Genomic DNA, 18542 nt, shown 5'->3' on the forward strand with positions numbered 1-18542 from the left:
CTCAGTGCGGCGGCAGGGCCATGGATAGCGCATGCGCCAGGCAGCGCCTGGCCAGCTCGATCTTGAAGCCGTTCTGGCTTTGCGGCACGGCGTCGCGCAGCGCGGCGTGGGCTGCCTGCGCATAGCGGCCCGCGTCCGGCGCCTGGCCGACCAGCAACTGCTCGGCGGCCGGACAGCGCCACGGGCGCGTGCCCACGCCGCCCAGCGCGATGCCGGCCGCCACAATGCGCTCCGCGTCGGACTGCAGCACCACCGCGGCCGAGGCCAGGGCGAATTCGTAGGAAGCCCGGTCGCGCAGCTTCAGGTAGGTCGAGTGGGTGCCCGGGCGCGGCGCCGGCAGCGTCACGTGGGTGATCAGTTCGCCGTCGCGCAGCGCGGTTTCCCGCTCCGGGGTGTCGCCGGGCAGCAGGAAGTAGTCCCGCAGCGCGATGTCGCGCGGGCCGCGCGCGCCATGCACATGCACGGTGGCGTCCAGCGCCATCAGGGCCACATTCATGTCCGACGGGTTGGTGGCGATGCAGTGCGGGCTGCCGCCCAGCACCGCCAGGTTGCGGTTGTGGCCCCCGATGGCGTCGCAGCCGCTGCCGGGCTCGCGCTTGTTGCAGCGCGCCGCGCGGTCGCGGAAATAGACGCAGCGGGTGCGCTGCAGCAGGTTGCCGCCGGTGGTGGCCATGTTGCGCAACTGCGCCGAGGCGCCCGCCAGCAGCGCCTGCGACAGCGCCGGGTAGTGCCGGGCGATGTGCGGATGGCGAGCCAGGTCGGCATTGCTCACCAGCGCGCCGATGCGCGCCCGGCCGTCGGCCAGGATCTCGACCTGGTCCAGGCCCAGCCCGTTGATGTCGACCACATACGCGGGCGTCTCGACATCGAGTTTCATCAGGTCGACCAGGGTGGTGCCGCCGGCCAGGAAGCGCACGCGCGTCTCGGGGCGGCCCGGCGCGGCCGCCAGGCGCACGGCCTCGTCGATATCGGCGGCGCGCAGGTATTGGAAAGCGTGCATGGCGTCACCGGTTGCCGCGCACATCCTGCACGGCGTCGATGATGTTGGCGTACGCGCCGCAACGGCACAGGTTGCCGCTCATCAGTTCGCGCACCTCGTCGTCGCTGTCGCCGCAGGGCTCATTCAAGAGCGCGGCCGCCGACATGATCTGCCCGGCGGTGCAGTAGCCGCACTGGTAGCCGTCGTGCGCCACGAAGGCGGCCTGCAGCGGGTGCGGCGTCCGGGCATCGCCCAGGCCCTCGATGGTGGTAACGGCGCGGCCGCCCGCGGCGGCCGCCAGCACCAGGCACGCGTTGACGCGCCGTCCGTCGAGATGCACCGTACAGGCGCCGCACTGGCCGTGGTCGCAGCCCTTCTTGGTGCCGGTCAGGTGCAGGGTTTCGCGCAACGTGTCCAGCAGGGTGGCGCGCGGGTCCAGCAGCAGTTCATGCTCCACCCCATTGACACACAGGGTGGTGGAAATGGCGCCGTGGCCCGGGCCATGGGCGTGCGGCGCGTCGCCGGAGGGATAAGACATGAGAAGGCTCCTGGCTGCGGGTGACGGGGATGCGGCAGGCGCTACAGCAAGCAGCATGCCCGCCCCGCCGCTCAGGCGCAAGCGGGCGGCGGCGTACCCAGCCGTTCACTCCAATGCAGAAATTCCTGCCACAAGCCCGGCTCGACCGGAATGCCGTCGCGCCGCCGCGCCGCCTCGGCCGCCTGCTCCGGGTCGCCCGGCATGCGCGGCCGGCCGGGTTGCGCCGCCAGCTCGGCGGCCAGCAGCGCCACCACGGCCGCCAGCTGCGCGCCGCCGGCGAAGCGCTGTGGATCCAGCACGATGAAAAACGCCCCCAGGCGGCGCGGCTCGGCCAGTTGCTCGTACATGGGCGTGATGTGCGGGCCATACGGGTTGCCATGCAGCGGCCCGCACAGCAGCTCGATCATCAGAGCCAGCCCGTAGCCCTTGTAGCCTTGCTGCGCGCCGCCCAGCGGCCGCAGCGCGCGCGCCGCGCGCGGGTCGGTGGCGTCGCCGCCGTGCGCGTCCAGCGCCACGCCGGGCGGCAGCGCATGGCCTTCGCGGCGCGCATTCATGACGCGGTTCCACGGAATGGCGGTGGAGGCCATGTCCAGGCACACCGGCGGCCCGTCCTGGCGCGGGAACGCGATGGAAACCGGGTTGGTGCCCAGGAACGGCGCATGGCCGCCGAATGGCGCGGCAATGGCGTCCGAATGCGTGAACGCCAGGCCGACCAGCCCGGCCTCCGCGGCCGCGCGGCTGTACAGGCCGACCGCGCCGCAATGCGAGGAATCGCTGACGCCCACGGCCGCCACCCCGGCCTCGCGCGCCATCTCGATGGCCAGGCGGTTGGCGCGGTGCGCCACCACGATACCCAGCCCCTGCCCGCCGTGCACCTGTGCCGTGGCCGGACCGCTGCGCACCGTGCGCACGGCGGGCCGCGCCAGGATCGAGCCGTGCGCCAGGCGGTTCAGATAGTGCGGCAGGCGCGCGATGCCGTGCGAATCGATGCCCCACAGGCTGGTCTGCACCAGGCTGTCGGCCAGGCAGGCGGCGTCGTCGGGCGGCACGTCCAGCGCGCGCAGGCAGCGGCGCGCCCATTCGCGCAGCGCGGGCGCGGCGCAGCGGCGCGGCGCCGCGGTAGCAGAAGTATCGTTCACAGGGCCTCCCGGGCGGCGGCGCGCGCGCCGTGCCGCCGCATGACGGATGCGTGGCGCGCCACCGCATCGATGAATGCCGCATGGCCGGCCAGGTCGCCGAATACCGGCGCGTAGCCGACCAGGGCGCGGGCGCGCGCCGCATCGGCGGCGGCGCCCTCGCCCGCCGCCGCCACGCGGGCGCACAGTTCGGCGGCGAGCGGGTCCTCGATCCGGTAGGACGCGCCGCGCTCATCGTGGCCGCGCAGGTACTGCAGCCAGGCGGCCACGGCGAGCGCCAGCCGGTCGAAGCCCGCGCCGGCGCGCAGGCGCTCGCGCAGGGTGTCCAGCAGGCGCTGCGGCAGCTTCTGCGAGCCATCCATGGCGATCTGCTGCAAGCGGTGCGGCAGCGCCGGGTTGGCGAAGCGCGCCAGCAGGCGGGCGCGCAGCGCGTCGGGCGCAAGTCCCGGCGTGGCCGGCAGCGTGGGCGCGATCTCGTCGCGCATCAGGGCGTCCAGGTAGCCGCGCAGCGCGGGGTCGGCGACGGCCTCGCTGACCGTGGCGAAGCCCGCCGACACGCCCAGGTACGCCAGCGCCGAATGCGGCCCGTTCACCATGCGCAGCTTCAACCGCTCGAAGGGCGCGGCGTCGGCCACGAAACGCGCGCCGCCCGGCTGGTCCCAGGCGGGCCGTCCGGCGGCGAAGCGGTCCTCGATGATCCATTCCAGGAACGGCTCGCCCACCACCGGCCAGGCGTCGGCCACGCCCAGGCGCGCGGCGATGCGCTGCCGGTCATCGTCGGAGGTGCGCGGCACGATGCGGTCGACCATGGAATTGGGAAAGGTGCAGTCGCGCGCGATCCAGTCGCGCAGGCGCGGCGCGACGGCGGCCGCGAACTCCAGCACCAGGCCGCGCAGCGTATCGCCGTTGGCGGGCAGGTTGTCGCACGACAGCAGCGTGACCGGGCCGCGGCCGGCGGCGTGGCGCGCCCGCAGGCCATGCACCAGCATGCCGATGGCGCTGCGCGGCGCGTCGGGGTGGACCAGGTCGTGGATGATGTCGGGGTCCTCGCCGCGCAGCCTGCCGGTGGCCGGTTCGTGGCAATAGCCCTTCTCGGTCACGGTCAGGCTGACGATGCGCGTGTCGGGATGCGCGATCTGCGCCAGCACCGCGGCGGGGTCCTCGGCCGCCACCAGCACGCGCCGCACCGCGCCGATCACCGCCAGCGCCTCGCGCGGCCGGCCCGCCGCGTCGGCGTCGCGCAGCGACAGCGTGTACAGGCCATCCTGCGGCGCCAGGGCGTCGCGCGTCGCCGGACTGCGCAGCGACACGCCGACGATGCCCCAGCGCCGGTCGCCGCCGGCGGCCAGGGCCAGGTCGGTCACGGGCGCCTGATGGGCGCGGTGAAAGGCGCCCATGCCCAGGTGCACGATGCCGGCGCGCAACCGCCGGCGGTCATAGGCGGGCCGCGCCACGTCGGCCGGCAGGCCGGCCAGGCTGGCGGCGTTCAGGCGGCCGGCCATGGCGCTACCAGTGCCACAGCGTGCCGTCGTGGGCCTGCCGGTTGACCGGCAGGTAGGCGCGCTGGTACGGATACCTGGCGGCCAGTTTCTCGTCGATCTCCACGCCGTGGCCGGGCGCCTCGCCCGGGTGCAGCATGCCATCGGCGAAGGTATAAGCGTGCGGAAATACCGCGTCGGTTTCGTCGGTATGGCGCATGTACTCCTGGATGCCGAAATTGGGCACCCACAAGTCGAAATGCAGCGCCGCTCCCATGCACACCGGCGACAGGTCGGTGGCGCCGTGGCAGCCGGTGCGCACCTGGTACAGCGCCGCCAGGTCGGCGATGCGGCGCAGGTGCGTGATGCCGCCGGCGTGCACCACGGTGGCGCGGATGTAGTCGATCAGCTGGTTCTGGATCAGGTCCTTGCAGTCCCACAGGGTGTTGAAGATCTCGCCGACCGCCAGCGGGGTGACGGTGTGCTGGCGGATCAGCCGGAACGCCTCCTGGTTCTCGGCCGGGGTGGCGTCCTCCAGCCAGAACAGCCGGTAGGGTTCGAGCGACTTGCCCAGGCGGCCGGCCTCGATCGGCGTGAGGCGGTGGTGCACGTCGTGCAGCAGGTGGGTGTCCCACCCCACCGCGTCGCGCACGCGCTCGAACAGCCGCGGCACGTGGTCCAGGTATTTCTCGGTGCTCCAGTCGTGCTCCGAGGGCAGGTCGGCGTCGGCCGGCTCGTAGAACATGCGGCCGCGGCCCACGCCGTACACGGCGTTCAGCCCGGGCACGCCGCTCTGCGCGCGGATGGCGCGATAGCCCATGTCGCGGTAGCGCAGCACCTCGTCGACGGTCTCGTCGATGTCGCGGCCGTTGGCGTGGCCGTAGACCATCACGCCGGTGCGGCTGCGACCGCCCAGCAACTGGTACAGCGGCATGCCGGCCGCCTTGGCCTTGATGTCCCACAGCGCCGTGTCGACCGCGGCGATGGCGGACATGGTGACCGGCCCGCGCCGCCAGTAGGCGCCGCGATAAAGAAACTGCCAGATATCTTCGATCTGGTGCGCGTCGCGCCCGATCAGGCAGGGCGCCACGTGGTCGGCCAGGTAGCTGGCCACGGCCAGCTCGCGGCCGTTCAGCGTGGCATCGCCGATGCCGGTCAGGCCCTCGTCGGTCTCGATCTTGAGCGTGACGAAGTTGCGGCCCGGACTGCAGACGATGACGCGTGCATTGCTGATCTTCATGAAGAACCCGTTTGCGTGAACTGGGCGCGCGGCCCCGCGCCGCGCGCCGGAATGGCGCTACATCACCGCCCCCAGCTGCCAGGGCACGAATTCGTTCTGCCCGTAGCCGTGGATCTCGCTCTTGCTGCGACGCCCGGACGCGGTATCCAGCATCAGGCGGAAAATGCGCTCGCCCATGGCCTGCACATCGCTGCTGCCGTCGACCACTTCGCCGCAATTGATGTCGATGTCGTCCTCCTGGCGCCGCCACAGCTCGGTATTGGTGGCCAGCTTCAGCGAGGGCGCCGGCGCGCACCCGTAGGCCGAGCCGCGCCCGGTGGTGAAACAGATCAGGTTGGCGCCGCCCGCCACCTGGCCGGTGGCCGAGACCGGGTCGTAGCCCGGCGTGTCCATGAACACCAGGCCGCGCGCGGTGACCGGCTGCGCATACTCGTACACGTCGACCAGGTTGGTGGTGCCGCTCTTGGCGATGGCGCCCAGCGATTTCTCCAGGATGGTGGTCAGGCCGCCCGCCTTGTTGCCGGCCGACGGGTTGTTGTCCATCTCGGCATCGTTGCGGGCGCAGTAGTCTTCCCACCAGCGCAGCCGCGCCAGCAGCTTGTCGGCGACCGCCGGCGACACTGCCCGGCGCGTCAGCAGGTGTTCGCCGCCGTAGATCTCCGGCGTTTCCGACAGGATGGCGGCGCCGCCGTGGCGCACCAGCAAGTCCACCGCCGCGCCGAGCGCGGGGTTGGCGCTGATGCCCGAATAGCCGTCCGAGCCGCCGCATTGCAGGCCGACCGTCAGGTGACTGGCCGGCACCGCCTGGCGTTGCGCGCGGTTGGCGTCGTCCAGCATGCGCTCGACCAGTTCGATGCCGCGCGCCACGGCGCGGCGCGTGCCGCCCGTGCCCTGGATGCTGAAGGTCTGCAGGCGGCCGCTTTCCCGCAGGCCTTCCTGTTCCATCAGGCCGCCGATCTGGTTGGTTTCGCAGCCCAGCCCCACCACCATCAGCGCGGCGAAATTGGGATGGCGCGCGTAGCCCCCCAGGGTGCGGCGCAACACGCGCAGCGGCTCGCCGTCGCTGCCGGTGGCGCAGCCGGCGCCGTGCGTGAGCGCCACCACGCCATCGACATGCGGATAAGCCGCCAGCGCCTCGGGGCGGATATCGCGCCGGAAATGATCGGCGATGGCGCGCGCCACCGTGGCCGAGCAGTTCACCGAAGTCAGCACGCCGATATAGTTGCGCGTGGCGATGCGGCCGTCGGCGCGCACGATGCCCTGGAAGCTGGCCGGCTCGGCGACGTAGCGGGTGGGGTGCGCGTCCTGCCCGACCGCATAGTCGCGCTCGAAATCGGAGAACGCCAGGTTGTGCGTGTGCACGTGCTGGCCGGGCGCGATGTCCTGGCGCGCCACGCCGATGATCTGGTTGTAGCGCCGCACCGGCTCGCCGGCAGCGATGGCGCTCACGGCCACCTTGTGGCCCGGCGGCACCAGGCCGGCCACGCTGACGCCTTCGGCGGGCAGCGGCGTGCCGCCCACCAATTGGCGCCGCGCGATGACGACGTTGTCGGCGGGGTGGATGCGGATGACGGGGTTGTCGCCGGGCGCGTCCATGGCGTGGGCTCCTGTTGGGGTGGACCGGCCTAGCCGTCGATCAGTTGCGGGTCCCAGGCGTGCACGCGCTGCTGCTGCTCGCCCAGGCCGGCGATGCCCAGGCGCATCACGTCGCCCGGCTGCAGGTACACGGCGGCGGGCTTCTGGCCCATGCCCACGCCCGGCGGCGTGCCGGTGCTGATCAAATCGCCCGGATACAGCGTCATGAAGCGGCTGACGTAGCTGACCAGCTGGGCCACGCCGAACACCATGGTGCGCGTGTTGCCGTCCTGCATGCGCTTGCCGTTGACTTCCAGCCACAGGTCCAGCGCCTGCGGGTCGGCCACTTCGTCGGCCGTGACCAGCCAGGGCCCCACCGGGCCGAAAGTGTCGCAGCCCTTGCCCTTGTCCCAGGTGCCGCCGCGCTCGATCTGGTATTCGCGCTCGGACAGATCGTTGACGACGCAGTAGCCGGCCACGTGGGCCAGCGCATCGGCTTCTTCCACATAGCGCGCCTTGCGCCCGATGACCACGCCCAGCTCGACCTCCCAGTCGCTCTTGCGCGAGTCGCGCGGCAGCACGACGGCATCGTTGCAGCCGATCACCGCGCTGGTGGTCTTCATGAAAACGACCGGTTCCTGCGGCACCGGCAGGCCGGACTCGGCCGCGTGGTCGGCGTAGTTCAGCCCGATGCAGACGAACTTGCCCATGCCGCGCCAGGGCGGCGCGATGCGGCCGGGCCGCTCGACCACCGGCAACGCCTCCGCCTCGAGGGCGCGCAGCGGCGCCAGACCCGCCTCGGTGAGCGTTTCGGCCGTGATGTCGGCGATCTTGCCGGACAGGTCCCGCACGCGGCCTTGCGCGTCGACCAGGCCGGGTTTCTCGGCGCCCTTGGCGCCATAACGCAGCAGTTTCATCAGTGGTTTCCTCGTAGTGATGCAGGTGATCCGGTATGCACGAGCCTCAATTGGACCAGCCGCCGTCGATGACCTGGGCGGTGCCGGTGGTGAAAGCCGATTCGTCGCTGGCCAGGTAGACCGCCAGGGCGGCGATCTCCTCGGCGCGGCCGATGCGCCCCATGGGCTGGCGGGCCACGAAGGCGGCCTCCACGGCGGCGTCGCTCTGGCCGCTGGCGCGCGCCTGCGCGGCAATGCGCTGGCGCAGCGAAGGCGACTCGACGGTGCCGGGGCAGATGGCATTGCAGCGCACGCCCTGCCCCACGAAGTCGGCCGCCACGGATTTGGTCAGGCCGATGACGGCCGCCTTGGTGGTGCCGTACACGAACCGGTTGGGCGCGCCCTTCACGCTGGAGGCGACCGAGGCCATGTTGACGATCGAGCCGCCGCCGCGCGCGATCATGCCGGGCAGGAAGGCGCGGATCAGCCGGTACATGGCGCGCACGTTCAGGTCGAAGGAAAAGTCCCAGGCCGCTTCGTCGCAATCGAGGATGGTGCCGGCATGCACGAAGCCCGCGCCGTTGAACAGCACGTCCACCGGGCCGGCCTCGGCCGCCGCGCGGGCCACCGCCTGCGCATCGGTCACGTCGAGCACCCGCGTCGCGCAACCGGCCACGTCGTGCAGCGACTGCGGGTTCAGGTCGGTCGCGACGACCCGCGCGCCCTCGCGGGCGAACGCCAGGGCGGTGGCGCGGCCGATGCCTTGTCCGGCCGCGGTGACGAATGCGGTTTTCCCTTCCAATCTGCCAGGCATGCCAGCAACTCCTCGATGCAAGTCAAGAACCGGCGGCCGCGCCGGCGACGAAGCCCGCCGTCAGCGCCCACCCACCATGTCGGGCAGCCACATGCTGACGCCGGGCACATAGGTAATGACGATCAGCGCGAGAAACAGCGGTACCAGCCACGGCAGGATCGCCATGGTGGTGCGCTCCACCGACAGCTTCGAGACCCGCGCCAGCACGAACAGCACCATGCCCAGCGGCGGATGCAGCAGGCCGATCATCAGGTTCAGCGTCATGACCAGGCCGAAATGGATCGGGTCGATGCCCAGCTTCAGCACCAGGGGCAGCAGGATCGGCACCAGGATGGTGATGGCCGCGATGGTGTCGATGAAGCAGCCCACCACCAGGATCAGCACGTTGGCCAGCAGCAGGAACACCCATTTGTTGTCGGTCACGGCCAGGATGGCGTCGGTCAGCGCCTGGGCGGCCTGGGTGGTGGTGAGCAGCCAGGCGAACACCGACGCGGCGGTCACGATGAACAGCACCGACGCGGTGGTCTCGATGGTGTCGAAAGTGGCCTTGGCCAGGGTGCGCAGGGTCATGGAGCGGTAGCGCACCAGGCCCAGGAACAGCGCCCAGATCACCGCCGCCACGGCGGCCTCGGTGGGGGTGAACCAGCCCATTGTCATGCCGCCGATCAGGATCACCGGCGCCATCAGCGCCATGACGGCCGAAAAATCGAAGTACCAGTCGGCCGCCAGCAGCGCCGCGAAGGCGACCAGGGTGGCGACATTGGCCGACACGCCATAGCGCGTCATCAGCCAGATGGTGAACGGGAAGGCCAGCACCACCAGCACTTCCACCGAGGCGCCGCCCAGGCGCTTCCAGTTAAACGGCACGTCGCCGCCCCAGTTGTTCTTGCGCGCGAAATACGCCACGGTGAACATCATCAGCAGCGTCAGCACGGCGCCGGGCACCACGCCGGCCAGGAACAGCGAGCCGATCGACACGTTGGCCATCATGCCGTAGATGACGAACGGCAGCGACGGCGGCAGGATGGGCCCCAGCGTGGCCGAGGCCGCGGTGACGCCCACCGCGAACTCGGTCTGGTAGCCGTGGTCCTTCATGGCCTTGATCTCGATGGTGCCCAGCCCGGCCGCATCGGCGATGGCGGTGCCCGACATGCCGGCGAACACCACCGAGCCGACGATGTTCACCTGGCCCAGCCCGCCGCGCATCCAGCCCACCAGGGCGACCGCGAAGTTGTAGATGCGGCCGGTGATGCCGGCGATGTTCATCAGGTTGCCGGCCAGGATGAAGAACGGCACCGCCAGCAGCGGGAACGACTCCACGCCGGCGATCATGCGCTGCGCCACCACCACGTCGGGCACGCTGCCCGACCACAGCACGAACAACAGCGAGGCGCCGGCCATCGAAACGGCCACCGGCACGCCGAAGATCATCAACAACAGGAAAGTTCCGATCAAGATTCCCATACTGGCTCCTCGTCGCGCGCGGCGCGTCAGTCCTGGCTCTGGTAGGCGGCGGGGTTCTCCAGCGCGGAATATCCCTGGCGCCAGTTCTGCACGCTGACCTGCACCGAGCGCACGAACATCATCACGAAGCCGGCCAGGGCCAGCCAGTACACATACGCCTTGTCCCAGAAAATGGTAGTCATGGGCTCCACGCCCACCAGGTCGATATAGCGGTACACCAGCCAGACGGCATAGCCGAAGAACAGCGTGCGCAGCAGGTCGATCAGGGTGGCCAGCACGCGCGCCAGGCCCTTGGGCAGGTAGCGGTACAGGAAATCGACCTGGATGTGGCGGCACATCCGCACGCACATGGCCGAGCCCATGAACACCACGCCGATCAGCGCGTAGACGGCCAGTTCCTCGGTCCAGGCGAACGAGTCGTTGAGCACGTAGCGCGTGAAGAACTGCAGGAAGACCAGCGCCCCCATGACCCAGAACAGAGCCAGGCAGAACCAGTCCTCGAACGCATAGCCCGACAGGCTGACATGCTGCTGCTGTTCGTCGGCCTCCTCGAAGCTGTGGACGATGGATTCGACCGCGGTCTGGTGCGACTCGGCCGCGGCGCGGCCGTCCTCGCCCCGGTACTGGGCCATGGCCGGCGGCGCGGCCCCGCTGTCGATGTGCATGGCATTCCCCCTGTCGGTTGCCGGCTGGCCGGGCGGCGCGCCGCGCCGGCCAGGCCGCGCGTACGCTTACTTGACGGCCTGGATCCGGTCCCAGTCGGCCTTCTCGTAGCCGTACTGCTCGAACGGCACCTTCTTCAGCACGGTGTCGCGAAAGCCCGCCGTGTCGACTTCCGCGACGTTCAGGCCCTTCTGGCGAAACACCTCCACCAGTTCCTTCTCGCGCTTGGCCACTTCCACCGACGCGGTGGCGGCGGCTTGCTGGGCCACCTCGGCGAAGATCTTGCGGTCTTCCTCGGACAGGCTCTTCCAGAGCTTGCCGGAGATGACCGTGTTGAGATGGTCGACGATGTGGCCCGTCAGCACGATGTTCTTCTGCACCTCGAAGAACTTCTTGGCTTCGATGGTGGTGAGCGGGTTCTCCTGCGCCTCGACCGTGCCGTTCTGCAGCGCCAGGTAGACTTCGGCGAAGGCGATCGGCGAGGTATTGGCGCCGCAGGCGCGCGGCATCGCCAGGTAGGCCGGCACGTCGGGCACGCGCATCTTCAGGCCCTGCATTTCCGGGCAGGTGGTGAAGGCGCGGTTGGAGGTGGTGTGGCGCGTGCCGTAATAGGTGGTGGCGACGATGTGGTTGCCGCTTTTCTCCTCGTAGCCCTGGGTCAGCGTCTTGTAGATATCGCTCTTGGTGTAGGCCAGCAGGTGCTCGGGATCGCGGAATGTGTAGGGGTAGTAGGTGACGCCGATGCGCGGGAAGCTCTTGGCGGCGAAGCTGGAGCCGGAAATGATCATGTCCACCGTGCCCAGCGTCAGGCCCTGGTTGATGTCGTTTTCCTTGCCGAGCTGCGAGGCCGGGTAAACATCGATGTGGTAGCGGCCATTGGTGCGCTTCTCGATTTCCTGGGCCGCCCACACCGAACTGGTATGGAAGGGCTCGGAAGTCTCGTACACGTGCGCCCACTTCAGCTTGGTCTGGGCCAGCGCGCTACCCGATGCGGCCAGCGCGACGGCGGCCAGTAGCGCCTTGACGGCATTGCCTTGCTTCATCGTTGTCTCCTCTCGTGAGGTTGAGCAGGTGGCGGCGTGTTGTTATGGGTTGCCGCTGCCTTTGGTGGTGGTCAGGATTCACATACGAGCTGCACCTTGGTACTGCGCGCGCGGTCGGCGGCCAGTTCGAAGGCCTCGACCGCGCGCTCGAGCGGCAACTGCGCGCTCATCAACGGCCGCACGTCGACCCTGCGCGTGCGCAGGAACGTGACGGCCCAGTCGAATTCGATGCCGGCGCGGAACGCCCCGACGTAGTCCAGTTCGCGCGCCATGATGTCGTTGGCGGGAAACGGCATGCCCTCGGCCGGCAAGGTGCCGACCTGGACGATGCGCCCGCCGCGGCGCACGGCCGCCAGGCAGGTGCCCAGCGCTGCGGGGCTGCCGGCCGCCTCGATCGCCACGTCGGCCAGGTCGGCCAGGTCGCCCACTGCCGCGGCGTCGGCGCGTACGGCATCGTCGGCGCCCACCTGGCGCGCCATCTGCAGCGGCCGCTCGGCGATGTCGGCCACCACGATGCGCGCGGCGCCCGCCAGGCGCGCGGCCATGACGGTCATGCAGCCGATGGTGCCGCCGCCGGTGACCAGCACGGTCTTGCCCAGCAGCGACCCGGCACGATTGACGCCGTGCAGGCCGATGGACAGCGGCTCGGCGCAGGCCAGTTCGCCCAGCGAGATGTCTTCGTCGACCGGAGTGAGCTGGCGCTCGCCCATGATGAAGCGCTCGCGGAACATGCCCTGCACGTGCGGATAGACGCTGGCGCTGCCCAGGAAGCGCATGTCGCGGCACAGGTTGTCGCGCCCGGCGCGGCAGTAGTCGCACCGGCCGCACGGATGCGAGGGATTGATGGCGACCTTCATGCCGGCGCGCACGCGCGTGACCGCGCCGCCGGTGCGCAGCACCACCGCCGAAGCCTCGTGGCCGGGAATGAGCGGCTCGCGGATGACGAACGCGCCGACGCGCCCGTGCAGGTAATAGTGCAGGTCCGAACCGCAGATGCCGGCCGCGCCCAGCCGCAGCTCGACCTCGTGCGGCGCCAGCGGCGGCGGCTCCTCGGGTTCCAGGCGCAGGTCGCGCGCGCCGTGGATCTTGCAGGCCAGCGTCATGGTTTCACCTTGTCGGCGGCGGGCGCCCAGTTGGCGGTGAGGCGGTCGTGCGAACGCGACAGGTGGTGGTGCATGGCCTCGCGCGCGCCCGCCGCATCGCCGGCGGCGATCGCTTCGACGACGCGCCGGTGCTCGCCAATGGCGGCCTGCCAGCTGGCCGGGTTCTCGAAGTAATCGCCCAGCTTGACCGACAGCGGGTTGTGGCGCTCGTCGAACAGCTCGCCCACCACCCGCAGCAGCACGGAATTGCCGGATATCTCGGCGATGCGCAGGTGGAACAGGCGGTCCCCCTGGATCGGCACCTGGCCGGCGGCGGCCTCTTCCTGCATGGCCTGCAGCGCCTCCCGCAGCCCGGCCACCTGGGCCGGCCGCGCCAGTTCGGCCGCCTGGGCCGCCAGCTCGCTCTCGATGAGCCGGCGCGCCCGGATGGTCTCGAGCGGGCTTTCCGCCACCACGCTGTCGGCCGCCACCCGGCTGCGCACGTAGATGCCCGATCCCATGCGCACCTCGACCAGCCCCTCGACCTCGAGCGCGATCAGCGCCTCGCGCACCGACGGGCGCGAGACGCCCAGCTTGAGCGCCAGGTCGCGCTCCGGCGGCAGGCGCGCCCCGACCGGGAATTCGCCGCCCTGGATCAGCAGCCGCAACTGATCGGCGATCTGGCGGTACAGGCGGCGCGGTTCGATGGGCTGAAAGGGCATATAAGCGGCAAGAAGGTAAAGTGGCCTTACCAATTTGCCGCATCTTGCGCCCAAGCCTGCTTCCGTCACAATTAGGGTTTGCGCGTAGGCCCCCCCCCGGCGCGCCCGCGCCGCCACGTCGGCAATGCGAATCTGTTAAAAACGACGCGCCGAACGAACCGCCCACCTGACGCCTTCATGTCCCACCATCCGCACCCCTCCCCCTACAAGAGCTCCGGCGGCCTGCGCCGCATCCTCAACGCGCTGCGCTATTCGCTGCAGGGGCTGCGCGCCGCCATCAAATACGAGGCGGCGTTCCGCCAGGAACTGGCGCTGGCGATCCTGCTGATCCCCGCCGCGTTCTTCCTGGGGCGCACCACCGACGAGGTCTTCATCCTGATCGCCTCGGTGATCCTGGTGCTGGTGGTGGAACTGCTCAATTCGGCGATCGAGGCCGTGGCCGACGCCCTCTCGGTGGAAACCCACACCCTGCTGGGCCGGGCCAAGGACCTCGGCAGCGCGGCCGTCATGCTGATGCTGCTGTTCACCGTGGCCGTGTGGGCCGGCGTGGCGATCAGCCGCTTCTTTTTATAAGCCGGCGAACGGCTATCCCTCTATACTCGACGCATGGCTAACGACTCATCCCGGCCGGCGTCCGGCCCCGCGCATCGCGTAGTCATCGTCGGCGGCGGCGCCGGCGGCCTGGAGCTGGCCGCCAAGCTGGGGCGCGCATACGGCCCGCAGTGCGTCACCCTGGTCGACAGCCGCCCCATCCACATCTGGAAGCCCTCCCTGCACGAAGCGGCGGCCGGCACCCTGGATATCTACCAGGAAGGCCTGTCGTACCTGATGCTGGCCAACCTGTGCGGCTTCACGTTCGCCCTGGGCGAACTGCAGGCGGTGGACCGCGAGCGCCGCGCGGTCCGCATCGGGCAGGTGCTCGACGCGCAGGGCGACATGGTGCTGCCGCAGCGCGAACTGCCCTACGACACCCTGGTGCTGGCGCTGGGCAGCGTGTCGAACTTCTTCAATACGCCGGGCGCCGCGCAGCACGCGGTGACGCTCGACACCACCGAGAACGCCGAGGCGTTCCGCCTGACCATGCTCAAGGCCATGGTGCAGGTGGACCAGGCCAAGGTGCGCGACCCGTCGGCCCGGCTCGACATCGTGATCGTCGGCGGCGGCGCCACCGGCGTCGAGCTGGCGGTCGAGCTGCACGAGGCCGGTGGCATCGTGGCCGCCTACGGCCTGCCCAATTTCCGGGCCGACCGCGACCTGGCCATCACCCTGGTCGAAGGCGCGCCGCGCATCCTGGCCGCCCTGCCCGAGAAGATCTCGCGCGCCGCGCACGCGCGCCTGGCCGAGCTGGGCATCCGGGTCGAGACCGACTGCCGGGTCGCCGAAGTCACCGCGCACAGCGTCAAGACCGCCGACGGCCGCGAGTTCGACGCCGCGCTGTGCATGTGGGCGGCCGGCATCCAGGGCCTGCCGCTGATGGCCGCGCTGGACATGCCGCTGAATCGCCTGGGCCAGCTGGTGGTGAACGAACGGCTGGAATCCCCCGACCCGCACATCCTGGCGCTGGGCGACTGCTGCGCCGCGCCGATGGGCGAAGGCCGCAGCGTGCCGGCCCGGGCCCAGGCCGCGCACCAGCAGGCCAGCTACCTGCGCCGCAAGATCGGCGCGCGCATCCGCGGCCAGGCCGAACCGCAGGCCCCGTATGTGTACCGCGACCACGGCTCGCTGGTTTCGCTGGGGCAGGACGCCGGGGTCGGCAGCCTGATGGGCAAGCTGGCGGGCCGCGGCCTGTTCGTCAGCGGTACACTGGCGCGCTTGATGTACATGAGCCTGCACCTGATGCACCATCACGCCGTGCTGGGCACCTGGCGCACCGCCACGCTGGCGCTGGCGCGCCTGCTCATGCGGCGCACGCACCCGCGGGTCAAACTGCACTGAATCCATGACTTTCATTCAAAAACTCGAACAAGCCTGGGCGGCCGGCAACACCTTGCTGCAGGTCGGCCTCGACCCGGACCCGCAGCGCTTTCCGCGCGAACTGGACGGCAAGCCCGACGCCATCTTCCAGTTCTGCCGCGAGATCGTCGACGCCACCGCGCCGTTCGCCTGCAGCTTCAAGCCGCAGATCGCCTATTTCGCCGCGCATCGCGCCGAAGACCAGCTCGAGGCCCTGTGCGAGCACATCCGCACGCATCATCCCGGCCTGCCCATCGTGCTGGACGCCAAGCGCGGCGACATCGGCTCGACCGCCGAGCATTACGCGCGCGAAGCCTACGAACGCTACGGCGCGCACGCCCTGACGGTCAGCCCGTACATGGGGCTGGATTCCGTCGAACCCTACCTGGGCTGGAAAGACCGCGGCGTGATCGTGCTGTGCCGCACCTCGAACCCTGGCGGCTCGGACCTGCAGTTCCTGAAGCTGGACGACGGCGAGCCGCTGTACCTGCGGGTGGCCGGCCTGGTGGCCGACAAATGGAACGCCGACGGCCAATGCGGCCTGGTGGTCGGCGCCACCTTCCCCAACGAACTGGCCGCGGTGCGGCAGCGCATCGGCGATGCCGTGCCGCTGCTGGTGCCGGGCATCGGCGCGCAGGGCGGCGACATCACCGCCACCGTGAACGCCGGCCGCAACGCGGCCGGCACCGGCATGATGATCAATTCGTCGCGCGCCATCCTGTATGCCAGCGGCGCCGACGACTGGCGCCAGGCGGCGGCCGACGCGGCGCGCGGGCTGCGCGACGCGATCAACGCGGTCCGGTAGCAGGGCCGGTTGCTTCGGGCCGGCCGGGAATCGGCCTTAGGGCCGGCTGCGGTTGACCGGCTCGCCGATCAGCTCCAGCAGGCCGCGCAGCGCATAGACCACCGACCCCTGGCGGACCTGGGCGCGGTCGCCCGGAAACACCTGCGTGAAGGCGCGCGAGGTGATGCCGTCGGCGCCGCGCATGGCGAAGCCGAAGCACACCATGCCCACCGGCTTGCCCGGCGTGGCGCCGCCGGGACCGGCAATGCCGGTGGTCGAGGCGGCGATCTGCATGCCGGAGCTGGCCAGCAGCACGCCATTGGCCATTTCCAGGGCGACCGCCTCGCTGACGGCGCCGTAGCGGTCCAAGGTGTCGGCCGACACGCCGAGTTCCGCCACCTTGGCGGCATTGCTGTAGGTGACAAAGCCGCGCTCGAACCATGCGCTGGAGCCGGCCACGGCGGTGACGGCGCCGGCCAGCAGGCCGCCGGTGCAGGACTCGGCGGTGCCCATGACCCAGCCGCGGCGCTGCAGGGCCGCCCCCAGGCGTTCGGCCAGGCCCAGGGCCTGGGCCTGCGACAGCGAGGCCGGCGCCAGCCCCGGCACGGGCTTGTGCTGCGTACTCATGCGAAGACTCCCAGGCGCACGACGATCGCCATGACCAGCAAGGCGTAGGCGGCCGCCACGATGTCGTCCCACATGACACCGAAGCCGCCCTTGACCTTGGCATCAAAGTATTTGATGGGCGGCGGCTTGGCAATATCGAACAGGCGGAACAGCCCGAACGCCAGCAACTGCGCGGCGAAGGTGTCGGGCGTGAGCCACAGCACCAGCCAGAAGGCCACCATCTCGTCCCACACGATGCCGACGTGGTCATGCACCTGCAGTTCGCGGGCCACGCGCTGGCACGCCCAGCAGCCGTAGGCGAACGCCACCGCCAGGAAGATCGCCAGCGCCAGGTCGGAGGCGGCCGGCGCGGCGGCGACCCAGATCAACCATGCCAGCAGCGTGCCCCAGGTGCCCGAGGCGGGCCGCAGCAGGCCGCTGCCAAAGCCGAAGGCGATCAGGCGGCCGGGGCCGTGCGTCACCCAGCGCGCCGGGGGGAAGGTCACGCGCGCCCGGGCGCTCATGGACGGAGAGGACGAATCGCCGGAGGATGAGGACATGGTCAGGAAGCCAGGAAATGGTCGAAGCCGCGCGGCAGGTCGGCAAGGGGCCGGCCATCGGCATCGGCCACCACGATGCCGGGGCGCGGGTCGACGCGGCCGATGGGCGTCACCGGCACGCCGGCGGCGGCCGCGGCGGCCCGCACCCGCTCGCGATCGCCGGGCGCGGCGGTGAAACACAGTTCGTAGACGTCGCCGCCGCCCAGCACGGCGCGCGATACCGTCGCGGCCGGCAGGCCGCGCAGCGCCGGGGCGACCGGCAGCGTCTCGTACGCCAAGTGGGCGCCGACCCCGCTGGCCTCGAGCACATGCGCCAGGTCCTGCAGCAGGCCGTCGGAAATATCGATGGCGGCGCGGGCCAGCCCGCCCAGCGCCTGCCCCAGCGCCACGCGCGGCTCGGGCCACTCGAGCGCGCGGCGCGTGGCGGCGAGCCGCTGCGGATCGGCGGGCAGCTGGCCATCGAGCAGGCGGTAGGCGACATCGGCCGCGCCCAGCGCGCCCGATACCCAGATATCGTCGCCGGCGCGCGCGGCATCGCGGCGCAGCGCGCGCTCCGGCGCGACCGCGCCGAACACGGTGACGCTGATGGCAAGGTCATGCGGGCTGCGGGTGGTGTCGCCGCCCATCAGCGGGCAGCCGTGCCGGTCGGCCAGGCCGTGGAAGCCTTGGGCGAAGCCGGCCAGCCAGGATTCGCTGGCCTGCGGCAGGGCCAGCCCCAGCACGCAGCCGATCGGGCGGGCGCCCATGGCGGCCAGGTCCGACAGGTTGACGGCCAGCGCCTTGTGCCCCAGCGCCGCGGGATCCACGTCCGGGAAGAAGTGGCGGCCCTGGATGAGCAGGTCGGTGCTGGTGGCGATATGCATGCCGGCCGGCGCCGGGAACAGCGCGCAATCGTCGCCCACCCCCAGCATGCCGGCCGGCGCCGGCCGGGTGAAGTAACGCGCGATCAGGTCGAATTCGGACGCCAAGATGGTCTCCATGCCGGCGCGCGGGCGGACGCCGGCCGGCC

General features: G+C 70.8%; 19 protein-coding genes. 3 read left to right on the forward strand and 16 right to left on the reverse strand.

Going from position 1 to position 18542, the window contains the following annotated elements; all coding sequences use genetic code 11:
- Position 1: 1 nt before the first annotated feature.
- From CAL24_RS18785 to CAL24_RS18845, 13 genes are all read right to left on the reverse strand, one after another.
- The gene (locus CAL24_RS18785) at positions 2–1000 is read right to left on the reverse strand and encodes an FAD binding domain-containing protein (RefSeq protein ID WP_094807554.1); all 999 of its coding nucleotides are present in this window, start codon (positions 998–1000) and stop codon (positions 2–4) included.
- 4 nt (positions 1001–1004) lie between these two features.
- A complete protein-coding gene (locus CAL24_RS18790; protein WP_094807555.1) occupies positions 1005–1517 on the reverse strand; it encodes a (2Fe-2S)-binding protein in 513 nt (170 codons plus the stop codon).
- 71 nt (positions 1518–1588) lie between these two features.
- A complete protein-coding gene (locus CAL24_RS18795) occupies positions 1589–2656 on the reverse strand; it encodes an Ldh family oxidoreductase (RefSeq protein WP_249278580.1) in 1068 nt (355 codons plus the stop codon).
- On the reverse strand, positions 2653–4155 hold the full coding sequence (locus CAL24_RS18800; RefSeq protein ID WP_094807556.1) for a mannitol dehydrogenase family protein: 1503 nt from the start codon (positions 4153–4155) through the stop codon (positions 2653–2655). The genes CAL24_RS18795 and CAL24_RS18800 overlap by 4 nt, the downstream gene beginning before the upstream one ends.
- Positions 4156–4159: 4 nt before the next feature.
- Entirely contained in the window at positions 4160–5371 is a 1212-nt protein-coding gene (gene manD, locus CAL24_RS18805) for a D-mannonate dehydratase ManD (protein WP_028352559.1), read from the reverse strand.
- 57 nt (positions 5372–5428) lie between these two features.
- Entirely contained in the window at positions 5429–6967 is a 1539-nt protein-coding gene (locus CAL24_RS18810; protein WP_094807557.1) for a UxaA family hydrolase, read from the reverse strand.
- 29 nt (positions 6968–6996) lie between these two features.
- The gene (locus tag CAL24_RS18815; RefSeq protein ID WP_028352561.1) at positions 6997–7863 is read right to left on the reverse strand and encodes a fumarylacetoacetate hydrolase family protein; all 867 of its coding nucleotides are present in this window, start codon (positions 7861–7863) and stop codon (positions 6997–6999) included.
- A 46-nt stretch (positions 7864–7909) separates the two neighbouring features.
- Entirely contained in the window at positions 7910–8656 is a 747-nt protein-coding gene (locus CAL24_RS18820; protein WP_028352562.1) for an SDR family oxidoreductase, read from the reverse strand.
- A 60-nt stretch (positions 8657–8716) separates the two neighbouring features.
- Entirely contained in the window at positions 8717–10120 is a 1404-nt protein-coding gene (locus CAL24_RS18825; protein ID WP_028352563.1) for a TRAP transporter large permease, read from the reverse strand.
- A gap of 26 nt (positions 10121–10146) precedes the next feature.
- The gene (locus CAL24_RS18830) at positions 10147–10785 is read right to left on the reverse strand and encodes a TRAP transporter small permease (RefSeq protein WP_094807558.1); all 639 of its coding nucleotides are present in this window, start codon (positions 10783–10785) and stop codon (positions 10147–10149) included.
- Positions 10786–10851: 66 nt separating this feature from the next.
- Complete coding sequence (locus tag CAL24_RS18835; protein ID WP_028352565.1) at positions 10852–11826, reverse strand: sialic acid TRAP transporter substrate-binding protein SiaP; 975 nt, start codon at positions 11824–11826, stop codon at positions 10852–10854.
- A gap of 71 nt (positions 11827–11897) precedes the next feature.
- On the reverse strand, positions 11898–12929 hold the full coding sequence (locus CAL24_RS18840) for an L-idonate 5-dehydrogenase (RefSeq protein ID WP_094807559.1): 1032 nt from the start codon (positions 12927–12929) through the stop codon (positions 11898–11900).
- Positions 12926–13630 (reverse strand): FadR/GntR family transcriptional regulator, encoded by a 705-nt coding sequence (locus CAL24_RS18845; protein WP_028352567.1) that lies wholly within the window; start codon positions 13628–13630, stop codon positions 12926–12928. Before CAL24_RS18845 ends, CAL24_RS18840 begins: the two co-directional genes overlap by 4 nt.
- 177 nt (positions 13631–13807) lie before the next feature.
- Between CAL24_RS18845 and CAL24_RS18850 the strand changes: the two genes are divergently transcribed.
- The 3 genes from CAL24_RS18850 to pyrF are packed head-to-tail and all read left to right on the forward strand — an operon-like array spanning position 13808 to position 16388.
- Entirely contained in the window at positions 13808–14203 is a 396-nt protein-coding gene (locus CAL24_RS18850; RefSeq protein ID WP_028352568.1) for a diacylglycerol kinase, read from the forward strand.
- Positions 14204–14236: 33 nt separating this feature from the next.
- Positions 14237–15565 carry an NAD(P)/FAD-dependent oxidoreductase gene (locus CAL24_RS18855; RefSeq protein WP_028352569.1) on the forward strand — a complete coding sequence of 443 codons (1329 nt, stop codon included), beginning with the start codon at positions 14237–14239 and terminating at the stop codon, positions 15563–15565.
- A 4-nt stretch (positions 15566–15569) separates the two neighbouring features.
- Positions 15570–16388, forward strand: a complete 819-nt coding sequence (pyrF, locus tag CAL24_RS18860; RefSeq protein WP_028352570.1) for an orotidine-5'-phosphate decarboxylase — start codon at positions 15570–15572, stop codon at positions 16386–16388.
- A 36-nt stretch (positions 16389–16424) separates the two neighbouring features.
- On the opposite strand, the gene CAL24_RS18865 is transcribed toward pyrF, so the two are convergent.
- From CAL24_RS18865 to thiL, 3 genes are read right to left on the reverse strand one after another with little or no spacing between them, the layout of a single operon-like run.
- Positions 16425–16994 carry a CinA family protein gene (locus tag CAL24_RS18865; RefSeq protein ID WP_028352571.1) on the reverse strand — a complete coding sequence of 190 codons (570 nt, stop codon included), beginning with the start codon at positions 16992–16994 and terminating at the stop codon, positions 16425–16427.
- Positions 16991–17497: a phosphatidylglycerophosphatase A family protein gene (locus CAL24_RS18870; RefSeq protein WP_094807560.1), complete on the reverse strand. Its 507-nt coding sequence runs from the start codon at positions 17495–17497 to the stop codon at positions 16991–16993. Before CAL24_RS18870 ends, CAL24_RS18865 begins: the two co-directional genes overlap by 4 nt.
- Positions 17498–17535: 38 nt before the next feature.
- Entirely contained in the window at positions 17536–18513 is a 978-nt protein-coding gene (thiL, locus tag CAL24_RS18875) for a thiamine-phosphate kinase (protein WP_094807561.1), read from the reverse strand.
- Between the last annotated feature and the right edge of the window lie 29 nt (positions 18514–18542).

This window comes from Bordetella genomosp. 2 (assembly GCF_002261345.1).
Taxonomy (GTDB): Bacteria; Pseudomonadota; Gammaproteobacteria; order Burkholderiales; family Burkholderiaceae_B; genus Bordetella_A.